The 22,580-nt window shown below is 69.2% G+C and carries 16 protein-coding genes; 12 read left to right on the top strand and 4 right to left on the bottom strand.

The annotated features are described in order from the left end of the window. Positions 1-22 precede the first annotated feature (22 nt). Positions 23-3,391 carry an AAA domain-containing protein gene (locus tag NBRGI_RS17985; RefSeq protein ID WP_235211000.1) on the top strand — a complete coding sequence of 1,123 codons (3,369 nt, stop codon included), beginning with the start codon at positions 23-25 and terminating at the stop codon, positions 3,389-3,391. A gap of 13 nt (positions 3,392-3,404) precedes the next feature. On the opposite strand, the gene NBRGI_RS17980 is transcribed toward NBRGI_RS17985, so the two are convergent. After that, complete coding sequence (locus NBRGI_RS17980; RefSeq protein ID WP_029897744.1) at positions 3,405-4,583, bottom strand: amino acid deaminase/aldolase; 1,179 nt, start codon at positions 4,581-4,583, stop codon at positions 3,405-3,407. A 40-nt stretch (positions 4,584-4,623) separates the two neighbouring features. Next, the gene (locus tag NBRGI_RS17975) at positions 4,624-5,103 is read right to left on the bottom strand and encodes a hypothetical protein (protein WP_029897742.1); all 480 of its coding nucleotides are present in this window, start codon (positions 5,101-5,103) and stop codon (positions 4,624-4,626) included. Between the two features lie 416 nt (positions 5,104-5,519). Between NBRGI_RS17975 and NBRGI_RS17970 the strand changes: the two genes are divergently transcribed. Beyond that, the gene (locus tag NBRGI_RS17970) at positions 5,520-6,266 is read left to right on the top strand and encodes a tyrosine-protein phosphatase (protein WP_029897739.1); all 747 of its coding nucleotides are present in this window, start codon (positions 5,520-5,522) and stop codon (positions 6,264-6,266) included. A gap of 7 nt (positions 6,267-6,273) precedes the next feature. Here the strand turns inward: NBRGI_RS17970 and NBRGI_RS17965 are convergent, their stop codons facing one another. Continuing rightward, positions 6,274-7,539: a class I adenylate-forming enzyme family protein gene (locus NBRGI_RS17965; protein WP_029897737.1), complete on the bottom strand. Its 1,266-nt coding sequence runs from the start codon at positions 7,537-7,539 to the stop codon at positions 6,274-6,276. Positions 7,540-7,646: 107 nt separating this feature from the next. Continuing rightward, on the bottom strand, positions 7,647-8,441 hold the full coding sequence (locus tag NBRGI_RS17960) for an enoyl-CoA hydratase/isomerase family protein (RefSeq protein ID WP_029897734.1): 795 nt from the start codon (positions 8,439-8,441) through the stop codon (positions 7,647-7,649). Positions 8,442-8,479: 38 nt separating this feature from the next. Between NBRGI_RS17960 and NBRGI_RS17955 the strand changes: the two genes are divergently transcribed. The 10 genes from NBRGI_RS17955 (at position 8,480) to NBRGI_RS17910 (ending at position 22,493) form a co-directional block, all read left to right on the top strand. Beyond that, complete coding sequence (locus NBRGI_RS17955; protein ID WP_029897732.1) at positions 8,480-9,502, top strand: glutathione S-transferase family protein; 1,023 nt, start codon at positions 8,480-8,482, stop codon at positions 9,500-9,502. 147 nt (positions 9,503-9,649) lie between these two features. After that, complete coding sequence (locus tag NBRGI_RS17950) at positions 9,650-10,381, top strand: hypothetical protein (protein ID WP_029897731.1); 732 nt, start codon at positions 9,650-9,652, stop codon at positions 10,379-10,381. Then, complete coding sequence (locus NBRGI_RS17945; RefSeq protein WP_029897729.1) at positions 10,378-11,370, top strand: ATP-binding cassette domain-containing protein; 993 nt, start codon at positions 10,378-10,380, stop codon at positions 11,368-11,370. Before NBRGI_RS17950 ends, NBRGI_RS17945 begins: the two co-directional genes overlap by 4 nt. Continuing rightward, positions 11,367-12,149 carry an ABC transporter permease gene (locus tag NBRGI_RS17940; protein ID WP_029897727.1) on the top strand — a complete coding sequence of 261 codons (783 nt, stop codon included), beginning with the start codon at positions 11,367-11,369 and terminating at the stop codon, positions 12,147-12,149. Before NBRGI_RS17945 ends, NBRGI_RS17940 begins: the two co-directional genes overlap by 4 nt. A gap of 50 nt (positions 12,150-12,199) precedes the next feature. Then, the gene (locus NBRGI_RS17935) at positions 12,200-15,883 is read left to right on the top strand and encodes an ABC transporter ATP-binding protein (RefSeq protein ID WP_029897725.1); all 3,684 of its coding nucleotides are present in this window, start codon (positions 12,200-12,202) and stop codon (positions 15,881-15,883) included. A gap of 228 nt (positions 15,884-16,111) precedes the next feature. Beyond that, positions 16,112-19,813, top strand: a complete 3,702-nt coding sequence (locus NBRGI_RS17930) for a multifunctional oxoglutarate decarboxylase/oxoglutarate dehydrogenase thiamine pyrophosphate-binding subunit/dihydrolipoyllysine-residue succinyltransferase subunit (RefSeq protein WP_029897723.1) — start codon at positions 16,112-16,114, stop codon at positions 19,811-19,813. Positions 19,814-19,917: 104 nt separating this feature from the next. Next, a complete protein-coding gene (locus tag NBRGI_RS17925) occupies positions 19,918-20,250 on the top strand; it encodes a WXG100 family type VII secretion target (protein WP_029897721.1) in 333 nt (110 codons plus the stop codon). Next, positions 20,247-20,546, top strand: coding sequence for a WXG100 family type VII secretion target (locus tag NBRGI_RS17920; protein WP_029897719.1), 300 nt, complete (start codon positions 20,247-20,249; stop codon positions 20,544-20,546). The genes NBRGI_RS17925 and NBRGI_RS17920 overlap by 4 nt, the downstream gene beginning before the upstream one ends. A 3-nt stretch (positions 20,547-20,549) precedes the next feature. After that, on the top strand, positions 20,550-21,923 hold the full coding sequence (locus NBRGI_RS17915; RefSeq protein WP_200882187.1) for a hypothetical protein: 1,374 nt from the start codon (positions 20,550-20,552) through the stop codon (positions 21,921-21,923). A gap of 42 nt (positions 21,924-21,965) precedes the next feature. After that, entirely contained in the window at positions 21,966-22,493 is a 528-nt protein-coding gene (locus NBRGI_RS17910; RefSeq protein WP_051727852.1) for a hypothetical protein, read from the top strand. Positions 22,494-22,580: the final 87 nt, after the last annotated feature.

The following is a 22,580-nucleotide window of genomic DNA, read 5'->3' as shown; positions in this document are numbered from 1 at the left end:
CACAGGAGGGCCGCGTTTGTTCGTGTTCGGTGATCGTGTCGTCTGCTCCGCCGTCGATCTCGTGCGCGCGGCGCGCTGTGAATTCGCGCTGCTGCGTGCCCTCGACACCGAACTCGGTACGGTCGCGGCCGATTCCGCGACCACCGAAGCGGCGACCGTGCCGCACCGACAGCCCGACCCGGCCAGGGACCGCAGGCTCAGCGACTTTCGCGCCCGTTTCGGCAGCGCGATGGTGCAGATCTCAGCGCCACAGCACGAATCCGGCAGTCCCGAAACGACCGTCACCGCACTGCGCACCGCCGCCGAGGAAACCACCGCGGCCCTGCGCACCGGCGCGCCGGTGATCTCCGGCGCCACCTTCTTCGACGGCAGCTTCGACTGCTCCTGCGATTTCCTGGTGCGCGCGGACCACCGGGTGCGCTACACCGTGCACGGCAGTGCGCCGGGGCGGCCCGAACGCGTCGGCGCCGCACTCGAACTCGCCGCCTGCGCCGACGCGGTCGACCACAGCGGGTCGCTGACCGGTCCGCTGCTGCGGCTGCACCTCGGCGCGGACCACACCGCGTACGCGGCGCACGATCTGGTGCCGGTGTACCGGGCGCGCAGGCGTCGCGTGGCCCACATCCTGGACGAGAAGCTCAGCGAATTGCTACCCGTGCAGTGGGGCGATCCGCGTTATCTCGCGTGCGGGCGATGCGCGGTCTGCACCGCGGCCGCGGTGGCCGCGCGTGATCTGCTGCTGGTCGCGGGCATGGCGACCACCACGCGGGCCAGGCTGCGGGAAGCGGGCGTGCACACCATCGATCGGCTGGCCGGCACCGAGAGCACGGTCCGTGGTGTATCGCCGCGCACCTTCACCGCACTGCGCAGGCAGGCCGAAATCCAGCTGCGCCGAGAGGATTCCGGCGCGCCGACGCACAGCCTGCTCGACCCGATCGCGCTCGGCGCACTACCGCCGCCCTCCCCCGGCGACCTGTCGCTCACGGTCGAGGGCGGTGTGCGCACCGCGTTGTCCGTGGAGGTCGGCGGGCCCGGCACCGTCCACCTGAGTTTCCGTGGGCCGTTCGGCACCGAGGGCGTACCGGGCAGCGAAGCGGCCGGGCAGCGCCGGGCGCTGGAAGAGGTGCTGGACTACCTCACCCGGCGCCGGCGGATGTATCCGGACATGCACGTCTACCACTACACCTCGGCGGTGCGCACCGCGCTGCTGCGCTGCAGCGGCAGCTCCGGTGTCGGGGAAGAGATCGTGGACGAGCTGCTGTGCGACGGCGTGCTGGTCGATCTGTACCCGATCGTGCGCAACGCGCTGATCGTCGGAGAACGTTCCTACCGGCTGAGCAAGTTGGCGCGACTACTGCCCGGTGCCGCGCATTCGTCCGCCGCGCAACGGGATTGCCTGACCGTGCTGCGATTGCGGGACTGGCTGCTCGACCGCGCGGCCGAACAGCGGATCGACCCGCAGGCGGTGACGTTGGAGCGCGCGGTGTCCTGGTGCCAGGTGCCGGGCCCCGACGAGACCGAGCCCATGCCGCCGTCGCGGCCCTCCTCGTTCGAGGCGGCGCTCGCCGAGTACGCCGCGGCCCAGGACCAACCGCGGCACGTGGCCGCGATGATGGCGGCGGCGCTCGGCTATCACCGCCGCGAACGCCAGCCGCTGTGGTGGGCCCATGTCGACCGGCTGAGCCATCCCGTCGACGAATGGGCCGACGCCCCGGGGGTTTTGATCGCCGAATGGGGCACCGTCGACACCAAGTGGCATCGCAGCCCGGACCGTCCGACCATGCGGCGCTACCTGACGCTGACCGGACGGATCGGTTCGCGCTGGCACGGTGGCGGACCCGGTCCCGCCACCGTGCTGACGCCAGGGACCACCGTCTACACCTTCTACGACCGGCCCGCCGCAGCGGGCATGGTCACCGCGATCGGGCGCCGGGCCACCGCCGTCGCCACCGTGCTCGGCTGTTCGGTGGACGCCGAATTCGACGACACCGTGCGGCTGGAGGAACTGCTACCGGACGGCTGCGAACCGTACGACGAGCTACCGACCGCGATCGCGCCCGGCCTACCGGCCTGGGACGAACATGCCGAGATCGCCGTGGAATGCGCGGCACAGGAGTTGCTCGTCGCGCTGCCGGACATCCCGGACGGCGCCGTCTTCGATCTACTCGCCCGCAGGCCGCCCCGGCTACGCTCGGGCGCCACGCTGCCCGAGGTGCACGGCGATCACGCCGCCGCGATCACCACCGCGATGCGCGCGCTGGACCACTCCTACCTGGCGGTGCAGGGCCCGTCCGGCACCGGTAAGACCGCCACCGCGGCCCGGGTGCTCGAACGCCTGGTCACCAAGGAGAAATGGCGAATCGGCGTGGTCGGGCAGTCGCATTCGACGGTGGAGAACCTGCTCGACGCCGTCGTGCGGGTCGGCGTTCTGCCGGAACTGGTCGCCAAGAAGGACGTCGAGTCGGTGGGCCCGGAGTGGGCGGTCATCGACGCGAGCCGCTACGCGCGGTTCCTGGACAACGCCATCAGCGGTTGCGTACTCGGCGGCACCACCACCGATTTCGCCAACGAGGACATGGTGCCGCGGGAAAGCCTCGATCTGCTGGTGATCGCGGACGCGGGCCGGTTCCCGCTGGCCGACGCGGTCGCGGTCGGGGTCAGCGCGCGAAACCTGTTGCTGCTCGGCGATCCCGTGCCGCCCGTCACGCACAGCGCGCACCCGGAGCCGGTCGGCGAATCGGTGCTCGGCTGGCTCGCCGAGGGGCGGCACACGCTGCCCGCGGCGCGCGGCTACTTCCTCGATCGCACCTGGCGGATGCATCCGAACGTCTGCGACCCGATCTCCCGGCTGTACTACGACGGCCGCCTGCGGGCCAACGAAACCGTGACCCGCGCAAGGGAACTCGACGGCGAACCGGCGGGGGTGAGCACCGTGCTGGTGCCGCACCACGGCAACGCCACCGAATCCGCGGAGGAGGCCCGCGAGGTGGTCCGGCGGGTGCGCGCGCTGCTCACCATGAACTGGAGCAGCGGCACGACGACACGGCGACTGCACCCGCACGACATCTTCGTCGTCACGCCCTATGCCGCCCAGGTGGGGCGCATCCGAACGTTGCTCGCCCGGGCCAAGATCGAGGATGTGCTGGTCGGCACGCCGGACCGGTTCCGCGGCCGGGAAGCCGCGGTGGTCCTGCTGTCGATGACCACGTCCAGCCCCGCCGACGCGCCCTACGGCATGCCGTTCCTGTTGTCCCGGGCCCTCATTCACGCCGCACTGTGCCGCGCCATGTGGAAGGCGATCATCATCCGCTCGCCACTGCTCACCGAGTATCTGCCCGCCTGTCCCGACGAGCTGCCGGATCTCGCGGGGTTCCTGCGCCTGTCCCGATGAGCGCCGCGCCGCCTCAGCCGAAACAGTTGCCTTCGCCGCGATAGGTGGGCACGGTGGTGCGGGTGCCGTCGGCGTCGACGAGATGAATCCGATCGAAGCGTTCGCACAGTTCGCCCGCCTTGGCGTGCCGGAACCAGACGCGGTCACCGATCCGGAGTTCCGCGGCGCCGGCGAGCGGGGTCTGCACCTCACCGGTGCCTTCGGCGCCGAGCAGCTTCAATCCCGTGGGCCACACCGGCTTCGGCGCGCGCGACGGTCCGGTGGGGCCGGAGGCGATATAGCCGCCCGCGAAAACCGTGGCGATCGACGGGGTCGGCCGGCGCAGCACCGAGGTGGCGAAGAACAGCGCCGGGTGCGGCGTGAACGAACGATAGTGGTCGAACAGTGTCGGCACATAGAGCCCCGAGCCCGCGGTCACCTCGGTGACGTCCGGGTCCGCGATACTGACCTCGATGGAACCCGTGCCGCCGCTGTTCACGATCTCCAGCTTGCCGGTCACCGAACGCACCGCGTCGAGCACTCGTCCACGGCGCTTGGTGATTTCGGCCGCCGACGCCCGTTTCATCAGGCGCACGGCGACATTCGTGTCGGGCAGCCCCGCGATCTGCGCCTCGTAGGTCATCACGCCGACCACGTCGAAGCCGCGCCGCAGTGCTTCGCCCGCCAGCGCGGCGGCCTGTTCGGGGGTGCGAATCGGTGAGCGCCGCACACCCATGTGCACGGGGCCGAGCCGCAGCGAGGCGTCGACATCGATGCAGACGCGCGGGCGCACCCGGTCGGTGCCGAGCGCGGCCCGGATGAGTTCCAGCTGGGCGACATCGTCGATCATCAGCGTGATCGAGTCGCGGAGGGTGTCGTCGGCGGCGAGTTGGGCCAGCGCGGCCCGGTCGACGGTCGGATAGCCGAGCAGCACATCGCGCGCGCCCCGGCCGACCAGCCAGATGGCCTCGGGCAGCGAGTAGGACATGATGCCCGCGAACCCGCCGGCAGCGGTGAGGTCGGCGCCGAGTACCTCTTCGAGCACGGCGCGGCAGCGGACGGATTTACTGGCGACCCGGATCGGCACGCCGCGGGCGCGCTGCACCAGGGCGGCGGCGTTCGCGCGCAGCGTGGCCAGATCGAGGGCGGCCAGCGGCGGATCGAGTTCGGCGGTGGCCGCGTGCAGACGCGCGAAGGGTGTCGGGGCGCTCACGAAACCCACTCAACCACCAAACTGGTCAGGCGTCCAGTATCTAGACCTCGGCGGCCCTGGTGGCCAGACTGCTCACGAGATCGTCGAGCACTACCAGCATTGTTTCGTCATTGCAGTCGGCGAGCCAGCGCAACACGGTGCCCTGCAGCACCGACACCGCATAGGTGGCGATGGCCTCCACCGGCTCCAGCCACTGCGCGCCCGAACGGTCGGCACACAGCTGCAGGAAAGCGGCCACTTCGGTGTCCATCTCGCGGTACACCGCCGTCGCGGTGGGGTCGGCGAGGCAATCGGTCTGCGCATCCCAGCGCTCCCGCAGCGTCTGCACCGTCGCTTCGTAAGCGCGGACCTGCTTGCACGGTGCGGCCTTCACCAGCGGCCAGTACGCGCTCACGCCGGCATGCAACAGCACCCGCAGCGCGCGTACACCGGAATGGTCCAGTGAGGCGGCCGCCTTTTCGACGGCCTCGCAGATGGTCGGCCGTAGCCGTACCTCCGCTATGTCTCCACGTACGCTCAACGACGACTCCCTCGGCGAAAAGAACTCGCGCACCCTCGTCGGCGCGACTCGCTGAACATGGCGGGCAATCCGCTGGAAATCCCAGGCTGCCCGGTCCAACGTTCATCAATGGTAGAGGGTTTTCGGGGTTTAAGAACAGGTTCAGTGGGGAATTCCAGACTGAAAGAATGTTTTGTTACCCAAACGGAATCGTAGGGGTACCCCCCTGCCCTGCGCCGAAAACCTTCTCTCGGGGTTACTCCCAGCCCTGCCCGGCCGGAAAGCAGACCGTTGTCTACTGTACTGGCGGGTACACGTGAGACTCGGCAGCTGTGGCCGATCACACAGGTGAACGGGACAAAACGGTCACCCTCCCGTGCGAAACCCGATCCGGGAACGACACCCCCACGACCCCGGCGGGCCGATAGCCTGGATCGGTGACTCTCTCGCCGCCTGCCGACCAGTACTTCATCTCCGGCACCTTCAATTTCCGCGACCTGGGCGGACTGCGCACTCTCGACGGCGCCAAGGTGCGCCCGGGCGTGCTGCTGCGCTCGGCCCAGCTCACCGGACTCGACGAGGCCGGCTTGGCCGCCCTGCGCGACCTGCGCGTCAGCGACGTGCACGACCTGCGCGGCGAGCGCGAGATCGACCACATCGGCCACGACCGGGTGCCCGAGGACGTCCGGGTGACCGTCACGCCGTTCGACTCGCGGATGGCCGAGGCGCCCCCGCATCACGCCACCCCCGATTCGGCCTTCCGGCACATGCTCGAGGTCTATCGGATGTTCCCGGCGCTGCCCGAGGCGCACGCCGCGATCACCGCCATCGCCGAGTCGATCGTGCGCGGCGACGGCGCCGTGCTCGTGCACTGCGCCGCGGGCAAGGACCGCACCGGCTGGGCGGTGGCCACGCTGCTGCGCGCGGTCGGCGTGACCGAGGCCGACGTGCAGGCCGACTACCGGCTGAGCAACGGCGCCATCCCCGCGCTGCGCGCCATGATGACCACGAAACTGCTTGCCGGGGAAGAACTCTCGGTGGACTTGCTGGGCGTTCGCGACGAATACCTGAATATCGCGACAAACTCGATGCATGAACTGCACGGCGACGTGGACACCTACCTGACGACCGCGGGGATCACACCGGAACTGCGCACTCGGCTGCGCGACCGAATGCTGGAGTGAGGCGGATTCATTCGTCCTGGGTCGCGCCGCGGCGCACCAGGCCGTCCGCATCGATGGTGACCTGATCGCCGGTGTGGAACCAGGTTCCGGTGAAGCGGGCCGCGGTGGTCGTCGGGTCGTTCCAGTAGCGCGGCGTGACGTTCGGACCGCGACAGAGCAGCTCCCCGTGACCCGCCTCGGCCCGCGGTCCGTACAGCGCCAATTCCGTACCGCCGAACGGGAATCCGAGCACCGAGTCGGTGTCGGCCGCGGCCAGCGAATCGTCCAGGGCGAGGCCGATGCCGCTGGTCTCGGTGGCGCCCCAGACCGACCACTGCCGTGCGGCCGGGAACATGGCACGCAATTCGGCGGCCAGATCGGTGGGGGTCGCGGGCGTGGCCGCGCGTTCGGCGCGATGGCCGGCCTTGCTGATCCGGGCGATACCGCCGGTGTCCAAGCCGTCGGCCCGCAGCGCGGCCAACTCGGGCAGCAGCCCCGCGAAGATCCGCGGCGTCGCCGACACCATGTCGATCCGCTCGGCCACAATCGCTTCCGCGAGCCCGCGACAGTCCCTGGCCAGTACGACGGTCCCGCCGACGGCGAAAGTAGGTAAGAGCTGGTCGACGCATCCACTGGCGTGCGCCAGCGGCAGCAACACCAGATTGCGCAGGCCGTCGGTCGGCAGATCGAAGGCCGACACCACCGAACGTATTGCCGACAGCAGGTTTTCGTTGGTCAGCTCCACGCCCTTGGGCGCGGTGGCCGTACACAGCGGGGTCCCGCTGGTGTAGCTGAGCAAGGCCAGATCACCCAGTGCCGCACCGTCATCGATGAAGGCGGCACCGTCGGGCAGGTCCGCGCCGCGGGCGATATCGCGGCCGAGCACGAAATCCGCACTGCTGTCGGCGATCACCTGTTCGGCCACCGCATCGGGCAGGCCGTCGTGCACCAGCACCGGAACCGCACCGCTCAGCAGCGCGCCGAGGAACGCCTGCACCCAGCGCACGCCCGCGGGCATGTGCACCGCGACTCGGTCGCCGTAGCCGATGCCGTGCTCTTGCAGCCCGCCCGCGATCCGCGAGGCCGAGTGCCACAGCTCGCGATAGGTCAGCCGCGGGCCGCCGATCTCGACCACGGCCTCGCGGGTGGAGAACGCGTGCACCTGTAGATCGAGCAACTCGGTGAGCGCGGGGGTCAGATTGCCGTAGCGCAAGACGCCGTCGGCGCCGCGCGCCAACGGCGTATCGCGCGCATGCGGACGGGACAGGGGGTATTCGACGAGCAACTGCGACATCCGTCCTCCGCACGCCTCGAGTCAGCAGGCATTTGCGACTATATGACGCGCGTCACAATTTCGCGGCGATAGGCGATGAACGTGTCCTGCTTGTCACCCCCTACCCGTCACCGCCCGGTGTAGGTCGCCTTGCCCGGCCCGACCTCGAGGAAGCTGCGCACCGCGCCTTTCAGGTCGGCGGTGTCGAACAGCGCGCCCGAAACCTCGGGGGTCACCGAATCCGCATGCGCCACACCGCCGGAACGCCACGCCTCGATGATCTTCTTGGTCGCGGCGTGCGCGACGGTCGGGCCCTGGGCCAGCCGGTGCGTCAATTCCTTTGCCGCCGTGTCGACGTCGTCGTGCACCGCGTTCACCACGCCCCACTCGGCCATGGTCGCCGCGTCGTACAGGTCGGCGGTCATCACGAATTCCCGTGCGCGCCCGGAGCCGGCCCGCTCGGCCAGCCGCTGCGGGCCGCCCATCGAGGGGGTCAGTCCGACAACGGTTTCCACCAGTCCGAACTTCGCCTTCGGCGCGGCCAGGATGATGTCGCAGGCCAGCGCGATCTCGAAGGCGGCGGTCAGGGTCAGCCCGTGCGCGGCGAACACCACCGGGCACGGCAGCGCCTCCAGCGGATGGATGATCTGCGCGAACAGGGTGCGCCACAGTTCGGCGCCCTGTTCGATGGACAACCCGTCGAAGACGTGCACGTCGACACCGCCGGACACCACCTTGCCCTCGGCGCGCAGCAGGACCGCGCGCGGCGGGTTCGCCGCGAGGTCGGCGATGTCCGCGATCAGGGCATCGAGCATGGCCTGATCGAAGAGGTTCAGCGGCGGATGGGCCAGCGTCAGCGTGGCCACCTCCGCGCCGCCATCGGTGCTCTGCCGTTCCAGGCGCGTGGCCTTCGTGTCATTCATGCCCTGAGCCTAAGACCAGAATCTGCCAGACTGTTCGGGTGACCAAGTCGGTGGAAAACGGTTCCTACGTCGAACCAGGCGAGTTCAAGCGGGATACGAACTACATCACCACCCGGATCACGGCCGACGGCCGCGACGGCTACCCGGTCGAGCCGGGCCGCTACCGGCTGGTGGCGGCGCGGGCCTGCCCCTGGGCGAACCGGACGCTGATCGTGCGCAGGCTGCTCGGTCTCGAGGACGCGCTCTCGCTCGGGTTGTGCGGTCCGACGCACGACAAGCTGAGCTGGACCTTCGATCTCGATCCCGGCGGGGTGGATCCGGTGCTCGGCATCCCCCGGCTGCGCGACGCCTACCTGGCCCGGTTCCCTGACTATCCGCGCGGCATCACCGTGCCCGCCGTGGTGGACGTGCCGACCGGGCAGGTGGTCACAAACGACTACGCGCAGATCACCCTCGACTTCTCCACCGAGTGGACCGCCTTGCACCGCGACGGCGCGCCGCAGCTGTATCCGGAAGCGCTGCGCGCGGAGATCGACGAGGTGAACCTCGCGGTGTTCCGCGACGTCAACAACGGGGTGTACCGGTGCGGCTTCGCGGGCGCGCAGGACGCCTACGAGACCGCCTACGACCGGCTCTTCGCCCGACTCGACTGGCTCACCGAACGGCTTGCGGCACAACGCTATCTGGTCGGCGACACGATCACCGAGGCCGACGTGCGGCTGTTCACCACGCTGGTCCGGTTCGACCCGGTCTATCACGGGCACTTCAAATGCAATCGGTCCAAGTTGAGCGAGATGCCGGTGCTGTGGGCCTACGCGCGCGACCTCTACCAGACCCCCGGATTCGGCGACACCATCGATTTCGCGCAGATCAAGGAGCACTACTACGTGGTGCACCGCGATATCAACCCGACCGGCATCGTCCCGAAGGGACCGGACCTGGCGAACTGGCTGACCCCGCACGGCCGGGAAGCGTTGGGTGGGCGGCCTTTCGGCGACGGCACCCCGCCGCCCCCGCCCGCGCCGGCCGAACGGGTGCCCGCGGGACACCAGCCGAACTGACCGGGGCGAAACGGATCCGCTGGAACCGATCCGGCTGGGTACATCGTTGTCATGACGAGCTGAGGACTGTGGCCGCGGCGTCCGGCGGACCGATCCACCGGTGCCCTACAGTTTCAACCAGCAGACTGGAAGAGGAGGGTGCCGCCGATGTTCAAAGGCGCGTTCGAGAAGACGGTGGTTCAGCTGCTCGATACGGGGTCTCGCCTGCAGGCTCCCGCGGTCGCCAAGTATGTCGATCGGATCCGGCGCGCCCACCCCGACGAAACCCCGGCACAGGTCATCGCGCGGCTGGAGAACCAGTACCTGCTCGCGGTGACCGGCAGCGGCGGCGCCGTCGGCGCGACGGCCGCGGTGCCCGGTGTCGGCACGGTCGCGGCGGTCGCCGCGGTGAGCGCCGAGACCACGTTCTTCATGGAGGTCTCCGCCCTGTTCACGCTGGCGGTGGCGGCGGTGCACGGCATCTCGCCCGACGACAAGGAACAGCGCAGAGCCCTGGTGCTCGCCGTCGTCCTGGGCGAGGGTGGCATGGAGATCGTGCAGAAGACCGTCGGCACCTCGGCGAAGAACTGGGGCACGGTGTTCGCGAATCGAATCCCCGGCCTCTCCTCCATGAACGACTCGCTGCTCAAGCGTTTCATCGTCCGCTTCATCACCCGGCGCGCCGCGCTGATGGCGGGCAAGGTGGTGCCCGCGGGCATCGGCGCGGTGATCGGCGGGGTCGGCAACCGCGCGATGGGCAAATCCACGATCCAGAACGCGCGCAAGGCCTTCGGGCCCGCGCCGGTGGTCTGGCCCGCCGACCGGCACCTGGTCATCGACGCCGACCCGCTCACCGCGATCGACCCGGCCAAGCCGCAACCGCCGACGACGCCGCGGTGAGCGCCGTGCGCCCACTCGCGTTCTCCGTCCGCGCGCTGACCAAGCGGTACGGGTTGGTCGCCGCGGTCGAGAACGTGAGCTTCACCGTCCCGTCGGGCAGCACCGCCGCGCTGGTCGGCCCGCGCGGAGCGGGCAAGTCGACCATCGTCCGCATCCTGCTCGGACTGTTGGCGCCGACCTCGGGGGCCGCGTCGATCGGTGGGCCCGGCACGCACCGGTCCCCCGAAGGCGCGAGTTCCGCGCAGATCGTCGGCGGCGTCCTGGCACCGCGCGGGATACATCCCGGCCGGACCGCCCGCGATCACCTGTGGGTGTACGCGGCCGCCGTCGGCGTACCGGACGCCCGGGTCTACGAGGTGCTCGACCTGGTCGGCCTCGGCACGGAAGCCGGGACCAGAGGCGCGGCGCTGTCGGCCGGGCAGCAGACCCGGCTGGCGTTGGCGACCGCCCTGCTCGCCGACCCGCCGCTGCTGGTCCTCGACGAGCCGATGGACGGCCTCGACGCGGCGGAACGTGGTTGGCTGCAAGACTTTCTGCGCCGGCACGCCCACCGCGGCGGCAGCGCCGTGGTGACCAGCGAGAGCCTGGCCGCGGTGCTGCCGGGCGCCGACGAGGTGATCGTGCTGAACGCGGGCGCGGTGGTCTACGAGGGCAGCCCGGCCCGGCTGCGGCGCGGGCACCCCGACCGGCTCGTGGTCGCCGCGTCCACCCCGATCGCACTGGCCACCACGCTGGCCGCCCGTGGCTTCACCGACGCCGTGATCCGTCCCGACGGCAGGCTCGCCGTCGCCGAAGCCACCGAAACCGAGATCCGGGACGCGGCCGCGGCGGCGCAGGTGCGGCTGGACAGTGTCATTCCCGACCTGATCCACCCCGACCGAGTGCTCGCCTCGTTGACCAGACCGCCGAGCCCGGCGCCCGCGCACTATCCGGGCCTGTCCGGTGTCGCGGCCCCCACCCCGCCGATGCCCTACGGGATTCCACGATGATCATCACCCTGCCGCCCGACCTCGTCCCCTCCGTCAACTCCGAGGTTCGCAAGGTGGTCACGGCCGGGCCGAGCCGGATCCTCGCGGGCCTGCCTCTGGCGCTCACACTGATCGCGACCGTGGCCACCGCGCTGCTGGCGGGCAAGCCGGATCCCAAGGGCGAACCCGTCACCGGCGCCGCGACGAACGGGCTGTACGTCGGCCTCGCCGCGGTCACGCTCGCCGCCGTGGTGTTCGGGGTGCTCGGCACCGGCGCGGAATTCCGGCACCACTCGATGCCGGTGACCGCACTGTTCAGCGCGGACCGCGACCGGCTCGCCATCGCGAAACTGGTCGTCACCGGCGTCTGCGCGGCGCTCACCGCGCTGGCGGTGGAAATGGTCGCGCTCGCGGCGCTGTTCGGCTTCGGGCGTGGCAAATTCCAGGCCGGTCTCGACTTGTTCGCGGTACTCGGGGGCGGGCTGCTCGCCGCGATCTGCTGGTCGCTGATCGGCGCCGGGCTCGGGTTGCTGCTGCGCTCGTCGTCCACGGCGCTGCTTGCGGTGACCGGCTGGCTGATCATCGTCGAACCGTTGATCTGGGTGGTCGCGCACAGCCTCGGCATCGACGGATTCGTCACGCTGCTGCCGGGTTCGGCCACCATCAGCACCATCGCGATCGGCTCCTTCGCCGACAATCCGTTCCTCGCGCCCGGACCGGTCGGGGTGGTGGTCCTGCTGCTGTGGACCGCGGGCCTCGCCGGAGCGGGCTGGTGGGCGCTGCGCACGCGCGACCTCTGACCGCGCCGGGAACAACGACGTGTCGGTAGGCGTCGTTACCGTGGATGGCTATGGGCGGGGTTGTCGAAGCGAAACAACACACCGGGTCCGCTGAGCGCGCGCCCGGTGGACCCGGCTGGATTCGCCGGCTGTGGGCCGAGAGCCGCACCCATCCGGGCACCCTCGCCGGTCTCGCGGTCACGATGCTGGCCGGCGCCGCGGTGGAGATCACCGCCCCGCTGCTGACCAAGCGCGCGGTCGACGCCGCCGGTCACGGCACCACCTCCGTCATCGGAATCGTCGCCCTGCTGCTACTCCTGGTCGCCGCCGCACGGTTCGCCGCCGGGTTCGGCCGCCGCCTGCTCGCGGGGAAACTCTCGCTGGACGTGCAACATTCGCTGCGGGTCGATCTGCTCGCCTCGCTGCAACGGCTGGACGGCACCGGCCAGGACGCGATCCGCACCGGACAGGTGGTGTCGCGCTCGATCACCGACCTGCAGCTGGTGCAGGGTTTGCTCGCGATGGCGCCGCTGTCGGGCATGGCGGTGCTGCAATTCCTGCTGGCCGCCGTGGTGATGGTGTGGTTGTCGCCGCCGCTGGCCGCGGTGGCGCTGCTCGTGGTGCCCGCGATCGGGCTGGTCGCGTACCGGGTGCGGCCGCGGCTCTACGCGGCGACCTGGTCCGCGCAGCAGCGCGCCGCCGACGTCGCCCAGCACGTCGAGGAGACCGTCACCGGTGTCCGGGTGGTAAAAGGGTTCGGGCAGGAAGCCCGCATGGTCGACGTGCTCGAACGGTACAGTCGCACCCTGTACTCCGAACGGATGCGCGCGGCCCGGATCGATTCCCGATTCGCCCCCACCGTGGCGGCGATTCCGCAGCTCGGCATGGTCGGCGTGATCGTGCTCGGCGGCTTCCTCGCGCTGCACGGCTCGATCGGGATCGGCACCTTCGTCGCGTTCGCCGCCTACGTCGCCACCATGACGGCGACCGCCAGGATCATCTCCGGCGCGCTGGTGCTCGCGCAGCTCACCCGGGCCGCCGCCGAACGCGTCTACCAGGTGATCGACACCGCGCCGGTGGTCACCGATCCGCCCGCGCCCGCACCGCTGCCCGACGGTCCGCTCGGCATCGAGATCGACTCGCTCACTTTCGGTTTCGATCCCGAACGGCCGGTGCTGCGCGAACTGGACCTGACCGTGCGTCCCGGCGAGACGGTGGCGATCATCGGGCCCGCCGGCTCCGGGAAGACCACGCTGTCACTGCTGCTGCCGCGCTTCTACGCGCCGGACGCGGGCAGCATCCGGCTCTTCGGCGAATCCGCCGCGGACACTGCGGCTTCCACCGCCGGTGGGATCGATATCGCCGAGGTCAGCGCGTCGGAGCTGCGCGGCGCGATCGGCGTCGTGTTCGACGATCCGTTCCTGTTCTCCGACACCATCGCCGCCAACATCGCGCTCGGCCGTCCGGACGCGACCGACACCGAGATCCGGGCCGCCGCGAAATCCGCTGCGGCCGATGACTTCATCCTCGAACTCCCGGACGGCTACGACACCGTCGTCGGCGAACGCGGCCTCACCCTGTCCGGCGGGCAACGCCAGCGCATCGCACTGGCCCGCGCGCTGCTGGCCCGCCCGCGCATCCTCGTACTGGACGACGCGACCTCCGCGGTGGACGCGATCACCGAAGCCGCGATATTCGACACCCTGCCCGATCAGGACGGGCGGACCACCCTGATCCTGGCGCATCGGGAATCCACCCTGACCCATGCGGATCGGGTCATCCGTCTGCCCGGACCCGCCGGGTACCAACCCATTACGCACGAGGCAGGCGCGCGGACCGGTGCCGGGGCGAACGCGACGACCTTCGCCGCCGCGGCCGCGGACCTCAGCGAAACGCCGGAGCTGCGGCGCACTATCGCGCTCCTGCCACCCGCCGCCGAGCAGCCGCACCTCGACGAACAGCGGCTGCGGCAACCGGATCCGCATTTCCGGTTGGCCCGGCTGCTACGACCCGTCCGCCGGCTGATCGCCGCCACCCTCGCGCTGCTGGCCCTGGACGCGCTGATCGGCGTGGGCTTCCCGCCGATCGTGCGGCACGCCATCGACGCGGGCGTCGGCGCGGCCGACACGAGTGCGCTCGGCGTCGCCGCGGTGCTCGGCGTGCTGCTCGTCGCCGCGGGGTGGACGATCGGGGCGGCCTCGACGCTGATCACCGCGCGCACCGGCGAGCGCATGCTCTACGGGCTGCGCATCCGCAGCTACGCGCATCTGCAGCGCCTCGGGCTCGACTACTACGAGCGCGAACTGTCCGGTCGCATCATGACGCGGATGACGACCGACCTGGACTCGCTGTCCACATTCCTGCAGACCGGTTTGGCCACCACCCTGGTGGGCGGGCTGACCTTCGCCGGGATCGCGGTCGCGCTGCTGGTGATCGATGTGTCGCTGGGCGCGGTGGTGCTGCTCGTCACGCTGCCGCCGCTGGTGCTGGCCACCGTGCTGTTCCGCCGGTACGCGTCCACGGCCTACACCGTGTCCCGGGAGAACGTCTCGACCGTCAACGCCGACTTCCAGGAGAACGTCGCGGGTTTGCGTGCGGTGCAGGCCAATCGGCACGAGCCCGCCGCGGCCCGCCGCTACGCCGAGTACTCCGATCGCTACCGGCACAGCCGGATGCGGGCCCAGCGCCTGATCGCGTTGTACTTCCCGTACGTCACGGCGTGGTCGGACGTCGCGCTCGCCGTGGTGATCTTCGTCGGGGCGCGCGAGGTGGCGAACGGAACCACGACGGCGGGCACCCTGATCGCCTTCGTGCTGTACCTGGAACTGCTCTTCGCGCCGGTGCTGGCGCTCTCGCAGGTGTTCGACGGCTACCAGCAGGCTCGGGTCGGCCTGCGCCGGATCGGCGAGTTGCTGCGCACGCCGTCGTCGCTGACCGCCGACCCGCCCGACTCGGTGCCGATCGAGCGCCTGCGCGGCGAGGTCGCCGTCACCGACGTCGGATTCCACTACCCGGGCAGCGAGGTCCGCGCCCTCGACGGGGTGTCGCTGGAAATCCCGGCCGGTTCTACGCTCGCGCTCGTCGGCCCCACCGGCGCGGGCAAGTCGACCATCGTCAAACTGCTCGCCCGCCTGTACGACATCCCCGCCGACGGCACCGGCGCGATCACCGTCGACGCGGTCGACATCCGGAACTACCGGCTCGCCGACTATCGCGGCCGCCTCGGCATCGTGCCGCAGGAGGCCCACCTCTTCAGCGGTGACATCGCGAGCAACATCGCGTTCGGCCGGCCCGACGCGACCGAGACCGAAATCGCCGAAGCGGCGGCCGCGGTCGGCGCCGCCGACATGATCGCCGCGCTACCCCTCGGCATGCGCCAGCCGGTCGGCGAACGCGGCCGCGGTCTGTCCGCGGGTCAGCGGCAGCTGATCGCGCTGGCCCGGGCCGAACTGGTGCGACCGGACCTGCTGCTGCTCGACGAGGCGACCGCGACCCTGGACCCGGACACCGAGGCGGCGGTGCTGGCCGCGAGCCGATCGCTGACCCGGGGCCGGACCACGGTGCTCGTCGCGCACCGGCTCGGCACGGCCGCGCGCGCCGATCGGATCGCCGTCGTCGAGCACGGGCGGATCGCCGAAATCGGCACCCACGCCGAGCTCCTGACCGCCGCCGGACCATATTCCCGACTGTGGTCGACGGCACGCGCGAGCGAGGGAATATTCTCGGTGGACGACAAGTCGTCCTCTATGAGGTGAGGTTTGCCGGGTGGTCAGTCGCTCCGTCGGTTTGCTGCTGGGCCTATCCTCAGATAGGGCGCATCGGCGCGCATCGCTGATGCTGACCATTTCGAGCGACCTGCAAGCAGTCGCTACGGATGCCGGGCACGTCACAAACGTCGCAGCGCGAAGAACGAAATGAGGCGAACACCTGCTGTGAGCAGCTCAACTTCCCAGTTCGGACAGAACCAGTGGCTAGTCGATGAGATGTATCAAAAGTTCAAGCAAGATCCATCTTCGGTCGATGAGAGTTGGCACGAGTTCCTCGCCGATTACACGCCCGAAGCTACTGGTGATTCCGGTAACAGCCAGGCCGCTCCGGCCGCGGCCGCACCCGCGCAGGCGCCGACCCCGGCTCCGGCTCCCGCGTCGGTGAACTCGGCCCCGAAGGCCGCCGCGCCCGCACCGGCCAAGCCCGCGGCCGCCCCGGCCCCGGCCCCGGCCAAGACGACCGCCCGCGCGCCGCAGACCACCCCGGCGCCGACCTCCAACGCGGCCCCCACCTCCGGCGGCCCGAAGACCGACACCGCGGCCGACGAGGCCAAGGTGCTGCGCGGCGCCGCGGCGGCAGTGGCCAAGAACATGGCCGCCTCGCTCAGCATCCCCACCGCGACCAGCGTGCGCGCCATCCCGGCGAAGCTGATGATCGACAACCGTCTGGTCATCAACAACCACCTGGCCCGCACCCGCGGTGGCAAGATCTCGTTCACGCACCTGCTCGGCTACGCGATCGTCCAGGCGGTCAAGTCGTTCCCGAACATGAACCGGCACTTCGCCGAGATCGACGGCAAGCCGAACGCGGTCACCCCCGCGCACACCAACCTCGGCCTCGCCATCGACCTGCCCGGCAAGGACGGCAGTCGTTCGCTGGTCGTCGCGGCCATCAAGGGCACCGAGGCGATGAGCTTCGGCCAGTTCCACACCGCCTACGAGGACATCGTGCGCCGCGCGCGCGACGCCAAGCTGACCGCCGACGACTTCAGCGGCGTCACCATCTCGCTGACCAACCCCGGCACCATCGGCACCGTGCACTCGGTGCCCCGCCTCATGCCGGGCCAGGGCGCCATCATCGGCGCGGGCGCGATGGAATACCCGGCCGAGTTCCAGGGCATGAGCGACGAGCGGATCGCCGATATCGGCGTCGGCAAGCTGATGACCCTCACCTCGACCTACGACCATCGCATCATTCAGGGCGCGGAGTCCGGCGACTTCCTGCGCACCATCCACCAGCTGCTGATCTCCGACGAGTTCTACGACGAGATCTTCCACGGCCTTGGCGTGCCGTACGAGCCGGTGCGCTGGCGCAAGGACATCCGGGAACGCGGCGTCGACAAGAGCACCCGCGTGCTCGAGATGATCGCCGCCTACCGCAACCGTGGTCACCTGATGGCCGACACCGACCCGCTGCGCCTGGTCAAGGACAAGTTCCGCAGCCACCCCGATCTCGACGTCACCCAGCACGGGCTGACCCTGTGGGACCTGGACCGCACCTTCAACGTCGGCGGCTTCCACGGCCAGGAGCAGATGAAGCTGCGCGAGGTCCTCTCGGTCCTGCGCGACGCCTACTGCCGCCACGTCGGTGTGGAGTACACCCACATCCTGGAGACCGAGCAGCTGCAGTGGATCCAGGAGCGGGTCGAGCAGAAGCACGTCAAACCGACTGTCGCCCAGCAGAAGTACATCCTGAACCGGCTGAACGCGGCGGAGGCCTTCGAGACCTTCCTGCAGACCAAGTACGTCGGACAGAAGCGCTTCTCGCTGGAAGGCGCCGAAGCCGTCATCCCGATGATGGACGCCACCATCGACCAGTGCGCCGAGCACGGGCTCGACGAGGTCGTCATCGGCATGCCGCACCGCGGCCGGCTCAACGTGCTCGCCAACATCGTCGGCAAGCCGTACTCGAAGATCTTCACCGAGTTCGAGGGCAACATGAACCCGGCGGGTGCGCACGGCTCCGGCGACGTGAAGTACCACCTCGGCGCGCACGGCACCTACCTGCAGATGTTCGGCGACAACGAGATCGAGGTCTCGCTCACCGCCAACCCGTCGCACCTGGAAGCGGTCGACCCGGTGCTCGAGGGTCTGGTCCGCGCCAAGCAGGACCTGCTGGACAAGGGCGACGGCGCGGAGGGCTACTCCGTGATGCCGCTGATGCTGCACGGTGACGCCGCGTTCGCGGGTCAGGGTGTGGTCGCCGAAACGCTGAACCTGTCCGGGCTGCGCGGCTACCGCGTCGGCGGCACCATCCACATCGTGGTGAACAACCAGATCGGCTTCACCACCGCGCCGGAGAACAGCCGCTCCACCGAATACTCCACCGATATCGCGAAGTTCATCGGCGCGCCGATCTTCCACGTGAACGGTGACGACCCGGAAGCCTGTGACTGGGTGGCCCGCCTCGCGGTCGACTTCCGGCAGAAGTTCCGCAAGGACGTCGTCATCGACATGGTCTGCTACCGGCGTCGCGGCCACAACGAGGGCGACGACCCGTCGATGACCCAGCCGTCCATGTACGACGTCATCGACACCAAGCGCTCGGTGCGCAAGGCCTACACCGAGAGCCTGATCGGCCGTGGCGACATCTCGCTGAAAGAGGCCGAGGACGCGCTGCGCGACTACCAGGGTCAGCTGGAGCGGGTGTTCAACGAGGTCCGTGAGCTGGAGAAGTACACCCCGGAGCCGAGCGAGTCCGTCGAGGACGACCAGAAGGTTCCGACCACCGTGCAGACGGCCGTCGACAAGACCATCCTGCAGCGCATCGGCGACGCGTTCCTCAACGTGCCCGACGGCTTCAACGTGCACCCGCGCGTCAAGCCGGTGCTGGAAAAGCGCCGCGAGATGGCCTACGAGGGCAAGGTCGACTGGGCCTTCGCCGAGCTGATGGCGTTCGGCACGCTGATCGACGAGGGCCGCGCGGTGCGGCTCACCGGTCAGGACTCCCGGCGCGGCACGTTCACCCAGCGGCACGCGGTGATCATCGACCGCAAGACCGCCGAGGAGTACACGCCGCTGCACAACATCGGCAGCAAGGACCCGGGCTGGTTCGCGGTGCACGACTCGGCGCTGAGCGAATACGCCGCGGTCGGCTTCGAATACGGCTACTCGCTGGGCAACCCGAACGCACTCGTGCTGTGGGAGGCGCAGTTCGGTGACTTCGTCAACGGCGCGCAGTCGATCATCGACGAGTTCATCTCCTCCGGTGAAGCCAAGTGGGGCCAGCTCTCCGACGTCGTGCTGCTGCTGCCGCACGGCCACGAGGGCCAGGGTCCCGACCACACCTCCGGCCGGATCGAGCGGTTCCTGCAGCTGTGCGCCGAAGGGTCGATGACGGTCGCCGTGCCGTCGACCCCGGCGAACTACTTCCACCTGCTGCGCCGCCACGCGCTGGACGGCATCCGCCGCCCGATGATCGTCTTCACCCCGAAGTCGATGCTGCGCAACAAGGCCGTCGTGTCGGATCTGAAGGACTTCACCGAGAGCAAGTTCCGCTCGGTGTTCGACGAGCCCGCTTACGAGCAGGGCGTCGGCGACCGCAGCAAGGTGAAGCGGATCCTGATGACCAGCGGCAAGCTGTACTACGAGCTGGCCGCCGAGAAGGCGAAGCAGAAGCGCGAAGACGTCGCGATCGTGCGGATCGAGCAGCTCTACCCGCTGCCCACCTACCGCCTCAACGAGTCGCTGGAGCGCTACACCAACGCCACCGACATCGTGTGGGTCCAGGAGGAACCGGCCAACCAGGGCGCCTGGCCCTTCTTCGGCCTGAACCTGCCGGAGGTCCTGCCCGAGCGGCTCGGCAAGCTGCGCCGCATCTCCCGTCGTGCCATGTCGGCCCCGTCCTCGGGTTCGAGCAAGGTGCACGCCGTCGAGCAGGCGGAGATCATCGCCGAGGCCTTCGAGCCGACCAGCTAGTTTTCCGCTGACCCGACACCGGGCCGGATCGCTTCCACACCGAAGCGACCCGGCCCGGCGTCTTTCTCATCGACACTGCACAGGACCGTACGTAGACTCGCCGCATGAGCGACGGGGGTACGCCAGGCCAGCAGGTCTCTGTGGTGCCCGACCGAGTCCGCGAGGTCGGCGCCTACGTCTACGAATTGGCCGAAGCGCTGCGCACTGCCTTGGACTCCGCCGCGAAGGACGTCGACGCGCTGACCGGCGGCGGCTGGACCGGTGACGCGGCCACCGAATTCGCCACCGGCTGGACCGACGTCCGCGACGGCGGCGTGCAGATCATGTCCGCGCTGACCGGCATGGCGGAGAAGCTCGGCGTCACCGCCGACACCTATCAGCACCGCGACGACAGCAACGCGGCCGCGCTGCACACCTCCAGTCTGGATCTGCCATGAGCTCCGAATTCTCGGTGGACCTCGAGCACCTGGACCAGATCGTGTCGCGGCTGTCCGGGCTGGCCGGATTCGTCGCCGACCATCTCGACGAAATCGACGATCGCGTCGCCGCTTTACACGGCACCGGCTGGGAAAGTGTCGCGGCCCAGGCCTACACCGATGCTCACCGCCAATGGGCCACGGGCGCACGCGAATTCGTCGAAGGGGTACGCGAGATGAGCGACGCGGCCAAGCAGGCCCACGGACGCTACACCCGCGCCATCGAACTCAACAGCAAGATGCTCGGCGGAGCCTGAGCCATGCGCATCGACTGGCAGGTCTACTACGACGCCGCCAAACGGTGCCACGACCTCGCCGCCGATCTACGCCGCGCCGACAAGCCGGTGCACGACGCGGTCAAAGGCGAATGCGCCGGGATGGCCGGTGATGCGCCCGGTTGCAAAGAGTGGGGCGAGAAGTACGACAGCACCGCGCGCGACACGATGCAGTCGTGCACCAACCTCGCCGACGCCCTCACCAACTTCGGCTACGTGCTCTATGCCGCCGGCTACAACTACGGCATCAGCAACAAGAGCAATCCGGCGCCCGAACGGCCGGACGTTCGCGAGATGACCGAATACCGGGTGACCATCCCGACCTCGGTGCACAACAACGGAATCGGCATCGAACATCACGGCGGCGTCCAAGAACTCTTCGATGCGCTGATCGCGAAAATCCTCGAGACCTTCGGGAAGCTCCCCAACGGGGATATCAAGAAACTGGAGAAGGCCTCGTCCACCTGGACGACATTCGCCAACCACGAGACCATCACCGGCGCCGCCGCCCGCATCACCGCCATCATCGGCCTGTTCGACACCATCGACGACAAAACCAACCTGCCGCCGCTGCTCGCCCACCTCGAAACCTTGCGCGGCGGCGCGGGCCAGGTCGCGGCCGCCGCCCAGAACCTCGCGGGCCCGGTCGCCGACTATCACGCCGGAACCGTCGAGGTCCGCGGCAACATCGAATCCTCGATCACCCAAGCCGAATGGGCCATCGGCCTCACCGTGGTCGCCGCCGCGGCCGCCGCATGGTTCACCTTCGGCGGCAGCGCCGCCGCGGGCGCCGGCGGTGTCGGCGTCATAGTCACCAACACCATCAACACCATCCGCACCGTCTACCAGGGCAGCAACCTCCTCAAAGCCGTAGGCCTGGCCACCGCCGCCGCCGGCGCCATCGGCGTAATCAAATCCTTCGACAAGGTCCCCGACCTCACCACCACCCTCACCTCCCTCGCCACCATCATCGCCATGCGGGTGCTGATCGATGATGATGGTGTCGGCAGGAACGGCAACGACCAGAACGCCGACACGCCTGCGAAGACGCCTGAGGAAAAGGCTGCCGCGGTAGAGGACGTCGTCACCAACGACGCGGGAGCGTTGATCGGCCAGGAAGATGCCGCCGGTGTTCAGATGGTGAGCCAAGCAGAACTCGACCAGGCACGGGCGGAACTACATGCCAAACTCGGCGCGCCTGAGGTCAAGTCGACGCCGAAGGGAGATATCGAGGTGTGGGAGATCTCCGGCGATCCCAAATCGACTGTCACGTATCGGCCGTTCAGCAACTCTGGTGGTCCGACGCTCGACTTCAACAATGTGCCCAAGATACCGATCAAGCGGTGGCACATACCCTGATAGCCGCCGGTGACGTACCCCATGAGCGATTGGAGTTCGAACGTGGATGTGGAGAAGATCGTCAGGTTCGTGGGGAGATCGTTCATCAACTTCCGGGACTTCGATTTTCCCGAAGGTAGCAGCCACTGCTTCCAATGGATCGACTCGAAGGCCTTCGAGTTGTCAGCGGCGGAAGTGGACGATCGGGTGGCCCTGGCCGGGTTGATCGCCAGCACCGAATACCGCGACGACTACGTCGGAGGCGGCGTCGATCCGGACGGAACTCGCCATGGACCGTACTGGCTCGATCGGATCTCGAGCGAGGCATACACGGCGATCGATGAATCCACGGTCATCGACTTGCTGGAGCGATGGATGCACGGCTGCGGAACCATCCCGGAGCAGCTTCGAGCCGAGATTCGACGTGAGGTCGTCGGACCGGTGCATACCGCAACCAGTCGATACGTGCTGGAAGATCTCGGCAAGGCAGCTGTCAATGACTACGGTGATCTACATCGTGAGTTTCACGAGATCGTGCTGATCGATAAGCCCGGACGGCGGGTGCTGCTTGTAGTGATGTCCGATGACTGAGGGCTATCGGGGGAGGTGGGTGGTGGAGCCTAGGGTGCGGATTTGGCGGTTGTGGAAGTAGTCGTCTTGGTGGAGTTCGGTGATGCT

It is taken from the genome of Nocardia brasiliensis IFM 10847, from assembly GCF_000710915.1.
GTDB classification, from domain to species: domain Bacteria; phylum Actinomycetota; class Actinomycetes; order Mycobacteriales; family Mycobacteriaceae; genus Nocardia; species Nocardia brasiliensis_A.
Note: the sequence above shows the minus strand (reverse complement) of the source record. Positions and strands in the feature narration are given on the sequence as shown.